The sequence below is a fragment of the Sporomusa sp. genome (assembly GCF_035561155.1).
Lineage (GTDB): Bacteria > Bacillota > Negativicutes > Sporomusales > Sporomusaceae > Sporomusa.
The window spans coordinates 1-6035 of the sequence record NZ_DATMYD010000046.1 but is presented as its reverse complement, the minus strand read 5'-3'; the positions used below and the strand labels follow the sequence as shown (position 1 = coordinate 6035).

Here is a 6035-nt window from a genome sequence, read left to right as displayed (position 1 = left end):
AACTTTGCCGTTAGGGGATGAGGCTTTTAGCCACGTCACTGTGGAAACAATACAGCATGATATTGAAAAATCCCCGGAACGAAGCAGTGGATTACGCACTTTTGCCCTTATTCAAAATGCAGATGATTGTCTGATCGGTCGCTCTGCATTGTATGCCATTGATTACGTCAATAAAAGCGCCAAAATTGGCATATTTATTGGCGACAAGCAGCATTGGAACAAAGGGTATGGCCAAGAATCCCTGCGATTGACGCTTGATTATGCATTTAACCTGCTGAACTTGAACAGTGTAATGCTGGGGGCAGGTTCCTTCAACGCGCGGGCGATACACTGTTATCGACAAACAGGATTCACAGAAATAGGACGTATTAGAGAAGCGCGTATTATTGGCGTAGAGCGGTATGATGTGATATTGATGGATATTCTGGCTAAGGAATTCAGGCAACATAATGAAAGTGTAGTCTCGCTATATCTTAAATAATGAGGGTGGTTGCAAGAGGAAGGTTGTGGCATAAATATCAGCTTCCGAAACTTGGATGATCAATACAGGCGTGATAGAATGGTTTTGATGAAGAGGCTGGTCTGCATGACAATAGAAGGTGCCGATTTTGTGCAGTATTATAACCATACGGCAGCAGAGTATGCCGAGAAATATTTGCATGAGTTGGATAATAAGCCGCTGGACCGATACAGCTTGCAGGTGTTTGCCAATCTGGTGAAGGATAACGGCCCTGTTTGCGATGTCGGTTGTGGGTCAGGCCATATCGCAGGGCATTTGGTTAAGTATGGCGTCAATATCTTTGGCATTGATCTGTCTGCCGGAATGGTCAATGAGGCAAGGCGCTGTTTTCCGGCTATTGATTTTCAAGTGGCCAATATGTTTGCTCTCCCCGTCAGCGATAACCACCTTGCCGGCATCAGCGCTTTTTATGCGATTGTACATTCTGAACCGGCTCAGATACCTTTGTTAGTGAAAGAGTTTCATCGCTCTTTAAAACCTGGCGGTTTTGTTTTACTGTCCTTTCATATCGGGCCCCAAGAAGTCATCCGTGTTAATAAGCAAGCTGGGGCTGAAGAAGTCTTCACCGATTACGTATTTCATAACTATGAACACATAATCGGCTGCCTGGAAGAAAACGGATTTGAGCTTGCCGAATCATTCATCCGCCATCCATATCGGGACGTTGAATACCCCAGCCGGAGAGCATATGTTAGGGCCAGAATAAAATAAAGTGGCAAGAGAGACTTAAATCATATACCTGAAAGGCGGTGAAAGAATGATTGATTCCCACATTCATCTTTTTCAGGGCAACAGTGGCGAATATACATGGCAGTTGCTGCAAAGCTTTGTGGAACAGGCGCAGCGGCGGGGATTAAGCACAGTCTATTTACTGGAGCATTCTCATCAATTCTATGAATTTCGTGATATGTACAGGCCAGTGGCTGATTTTAATGAATATCAGAGGAACTGGCTGGCAAGAAAAATGAAGATTTCACTTGTATCCTATATACGCTTTATTGAACAGGTGAAAAGCTACGAAATTCCCCTCACTGTAAAATTTGGACTGGAAATATGCTATATACCAGAAACAGAGAGTCTGTTGCAGGCCATCTTAAGCCAATACAAATGGGATTTTGTAACCGGGTCGGTTCACTACATTGATAACTGGGGGTTTGACCACAAGGCTGAGTTCTGGAACGGCGTAGATGTGAATAGGGCGTATAAACGATATTATGAAATTATGCTTGACCTGGTACGATCAAAGCTTTTTAATGGTCTGGCCCATCCGGATTCAATCAGGTGTTTTGGATATTACCCGGACTATGACTTGACTGAGACCTATATTAATCTTGCTAAAGCCTTGAATGAGGCCAACATGTATGCGGAGCAAAGCGGTGGACTGGCATTGAACTATGGATTTGCGGAACTTGGCCTAAATCCGCAAATCCTTAGCGTGTTTAAAGATAATGGTGTACGTATTCTCACTGCCTCTGATGCTCACAAACCGGAGCATGCCGGGGAGAATATCAGTAAATTGCAAGCGCTTTTAACGAATGACGAGGATGGTAAAAAGCATGACCCAAGCAAATACTGGAACGAATTATACGTAGCCTGCGGCCATAACAAACCTAAATATGATAGGTGGCTGGATAAATATGAGAGTATTTTACAGGTGTCCGGCAAAACTCCGGTAATCGATCTGGGATGCGGGTTTGGTAATGATACTTTATACTTACATGAACGGGGATATCAGGTGATTTCCTGTGATTTCTCAAGTGAAGCGCTTAACCGGTTGGGTGCGTTCATTGATCAGCCTGTGACCAGGCTTTTTGATATGACAGCCGGGTTACCGTTTGCAACGGCGAGTGCAAAAGTCGTTATAGCCGATCTTTCATTGCATTATTTTTCATGGACTGAGACAAAAAAGATCATTGCGGACATTAGACGGGTTTTGGATCAGGGCGGATTTTTATTGGCACGGGTTAATTCTGTGAAGGATGTCAATTATGGAGCCGGACAGGGGAATGTAATTGAAGAAAACTACTATTGTATAGGGGGGGATTTTAAGAGATTTTTTGACAGAACGCAATTGGAAGAGCTGTTTGTAGAATGGAAAATACAGTATATAGATGAATATGAAATGGACAGGTACAGAAACAATAAGGTGTTGTGGGAAATCGCAGTTGTAAGAGAGTGAACAGGAGTCTTGACATTAGCCAAATTGTGGTGAAAAAAGGGTTGAGATTTTACGTTATCTTATAGAAACGTAAAATCTCAACCCTGCTTAGTTCTTATTTGATTATCGTTACCGTACCTTCCCGGCGCGGCGGCGCGGCTGGTGCTTCTCCCGCATTATAACCGAAGGCCCCTGAGCCAATGATTGTGTAGCCTGCGGGAATGCCTAACTCCTGATTCAGTGCCCGGCCTTCTTTTGTATCAAACAGCAAGCGCAGGGAATGAATCCAGCAAGAGCCTATACCTAGAACATGGGCTGCCAGGAACAGGTTGCCTAGTGCCAGGCTGCCGTCTGCCTGGGGGGCAATGGCTTTTTCATCACCAGAGACGATAATTAATGTTGGGGCATGATAGAACGGGCTGAAGTTTTCCGCTTTGGCCCGTTCTACTAGCCCGGGGTTGCCTGAATTCAGAAAAACAGTCTGAAGAACATCATTGATTTTACTCAATAGTTCCTGTTTTTGCACGACTGTGAAATGCCAGGATTGTTCATTTCTGGCACTGGGGGCAAATTGCCCTGCCTCCAGGATGGTCTGCAATTCGTCATCTGTTATTTGTTCGGGTTTGTAAGTTCTGATACTCCTGCGCTGCACGATTGACTTTAAGGTTTCACTCATGTTATGTTCCTCCTAATCATGTATTTATCCGACAGCGTACGCCACTGAGCCCTGCCTAAGCTTTTAGGGCGGGTGTGACGTGGCTTTTTGGATCAGGCTTTAAGAATGGTAAGGCTGCATAAAAGGCACCGGGGGACATATCAACAACTCCATGGGCGATGGCTAACAGCCATATTGATTTGGGGACAGCTTTAAATGAACTGAACAGTTGGATCACTTCTTCCCTTTGATGTTAAAAGTACTGAAGGCTAAGGTATATCTGCAGATATACCTTAGCCTTCAGTACTTACCGATCAGCTGTTGTTAACACCGTATAATTATAGTTAATTAATATAACAGTGACTTGATTATCATTTTACAATTTATAGTACTACAGGTGTTGAGCGGTGTCAATATACTATCAGTCTGTGCTGTGAGGGAGAACTGTACAGGGCCAGTAATAATCGGCTGGTCTGTTGACATGCATAACTGCCTGAATATTACATTAACCAGCAGGATATTTACATGAACAGTAGTATATTAACATTGAACAGATGACTAAGACAACAAATATCAGGTAAGTCACTTTAATAGGAGGCGACATCTATGTACAATGACACCGTACTTGATCATTTCTCAAATCCGAGAAATATCGGTGAAATAGCCGATGCAGACGGGATTGGCACTATGGGAAACCCTATAGACGGTGACCTGATAACTATCTACGTAAAAATCAAAGATAACGTATTGACAGAAGTCAAAGTCAAAACTTTCGGTTGTGCGGCTGCGATAGCAGCAAGCAGTATGGTTACAGTCATGGCTATTGGCAAGACGGTTAAAGAAGCGCTGCAGATAACAAATGAAGCAGTAGCAGAAGCCTTAGGTGGGTTGCCTCCGAAAAAAATAAAGTGTTCAAATATCGCCGCCGATGCGCTTCACAATGCCATTTCAGATCATTACGCTAGAGTAGACGCTAAGGGAGGCGATCACAGTGATTCTTGCACGGGAACAGATAAATAGGTATTTACGGCATATTATTATGCCGGAAATTAGCGGACCAGGCCAGAAAAAGCTCTTGGAATCAACTGTTTTTGTATGTGGGGAAAACATAGATGCTGCAGCTCCGGCAATATACTACCTGGCTGCATCCGGTATAGGCTTTATAAACTGTCATTTCGAAACTGCCGAAGGGTTTGACAGGCTTGCGGCAAGCATACGGGATTTAAATAGTGATGTGTCAATTGCGTTAGTCGGCAGCAAGGATAGTGAGTTGCGGATTTTCTTAGGCCGACCGGAATTTATTATCAAGCAGAGCGATAATATAGCAGAAGGTTTTGTTCCGTCCATAATAGCCCTTCAGAATGGCTGGAAGGGGGGCATTGAGGTATTTAGAGATCTGGCGGCAGCAAGATCTTTCCTGGCAGCAGTATTCGCTGGGCAGCAACCAGTTGATGTCTGTTTTAAAGACAATCTTATAAAGAATGGAGTGTTTTCTAGCTGCTTTTCAGGTGCACTATGCGCTATGGAAGTCGTAAAACTAGCACTTGCTATCGGTGAAACGGCAGACGACCTTCTATACTTTAATCTGCTGTCCATGGATTTTAGTAAGACCAGCAAAGAAGACTCTGCCCGTACAGTAGCTGAATTGTGCACCCTAAAACCGGAAGAATGCCAGGAAACCAGACTGGAGGAAGGCAAGGTACTAATTGTAGGAACTGGAGGACTCGGCTCTCCGGCAGCCTATGCCCTTGCATCAGCAGGTATCGGGACAATTGGGCTGGTGGATTATGACACTGTTGAAATAAGCAACCTTAACCGCCAAATACTTCATGCCGTTTCAAGAATTGGCATGCCTAAAGTGGAATCAGCTGCAGTATTTCTAAAAAGTCTGAACCCACAGCTTACTGTCAATGTCTACAATACCAGCCTGACTAAGGAAAATGTTTTTGATATCCTTGCAAGTTATGATGTTGTCATCGTTGCGGTGGATAATTTTCCTGCACGTTTTCTGCTAAATGATGCCTGCTTCTTTGCAGGAAAACCGATGATTGATGCCGGTGTAATCAGATTTGACGGCACTTCCATGACCATCTCTACGCCGGTGGGCCCCTGCTATCGCTGCACACTGCCTGATATTCCCTCATCAGGCAAGATTCCATCATGTGCTGAGACCGGCGTACTAGGGCCTTTGCCAGGAATCATGGGCTTCATTCAGTCAGCCGAAGCCGCAAAATTGTTATCCGGCCAAGGGCAACTTTTAAGTGACAGGGTTGTTTACTTTGACGGACTGTTTAGCAGTTTCCATACGCTAAGGTTAAATAAAGCTGATAACTGCGCATTATGTGGCACAAATCCTACTATCCACGAGCTTCAGGAATATGAGTTTGTGTGCGCGGATGCTGTTGATCAAGAGACTCAATGACATTGATATCCAATAATAAACCTGTACAAATCACTAAACAACAAGCTCAGCGTTTTGTGCTTGCCCACCAGGGGGAGGATAGTCATGATTAGGCAGTGGCATTAGTGAGACCCCTGGAAGTTATACTCCAGGGGTCTCATCATGTGCGCCCAGCATGGGCGCTTACTTGTTGGTGAAAGTCCAATACGGGGGTTGATAGTGCCAACCGTTAGCCTAAGACAAGGGTGTCGCCTGTGAGGGCGAATCTGAAGGAAGTCGGCGGCAAAGCTCCGGTCTGAGG

General features: G+C 44.6%; 6 protein-coding genes. 5 read left to right on the top strand and 1 reads right to left on the bottom strand.

Going from position 1 to position 6035, the window contains the following annotated elements:
* From VN447_RS05885 to VN447_RS05875, 3 genes are all read left to right on the top strand, one after another.
* Positions 1–481, top strand: a 481-nt coding sequence (locus tag VN447_RS05885; RefSeq protein ID WP_325523790.1) for a GNAT family protein, incomplete at its 5' end; no start/stop codon positions are given.
* Positions 482–586: 105 nt separating this feature from the next.
* The gene (locus tag VN447_RS05880; protein ID WP_325523788.1) at positions 587–1231 is read left to right on the top strand and encodes a class I SAM-dependent methyltransferase; all 645 of its coding nucleotides are present in this window, start codon (positions 587–589) and stop codon (positions 1229–1231) included.
* A gap of 46 nt (positions 1232–1277) precedes the next feature.
* On the top strand, positions 1278–2699 hold the full coding sequence (locus VN447_RS05875) for a methyltransferase domain-containing protein (protein WP_325523786.1): 1422 nt from the start codon (positions 1278–1280) through the stop codon (positions 2697–2699).
* 94 nt (positions 2700–2793) lie between these two features.
* On the opposite strand, the gene VN447_RS05870 is transcribed toward VN447_RS05875, so the two are convergent.
* Positions 2794–3354 (bottom strand): nitroreductase, encoded by a 561-nt coding sequence (locus tag VN447_RS05870; protein ID WP_325523784.1) that lies wholly within the window; start codon positions 3352–3354, stop codon positions 2794–2796.
* Positions 3355–3939: 585 nt separating this feature from the next.
* On the opposite strand from VN447_RS05870, the gene VN447_RS05865 reads away from it, so the two are divergent.
* Both VN447_RS05865 and VN447_RS05860 read left to right on the top strand, forming a co-directional pair.
* A complete protein-coding gene (locus tag VN447_RS05865) occupies positions 3940–4353 on the top strand; it encodes an iron-sulfur cluster assembly scaffold protein (RefSeq protein ID WP_325523782.1) in 414 nt (137 codons plus the stop codon).
* Positions 4325–5755 (top strand): ThiF family adenylyltransferase, encoded by a 1431-nt coding sequence (locus VN447_RS05860; protein ID WP_325523780.1) that lies wholly within the window; start codon positions 4325–4327, stop codon positions 5753–5755. Before VN447_RS05865 ends, VN447_RS05860 begins: the two co-directional genes overlap by 29 nt.
* The last annotated feature ends 280 nt before the right edge of the window (positions 5756–6035 follow it).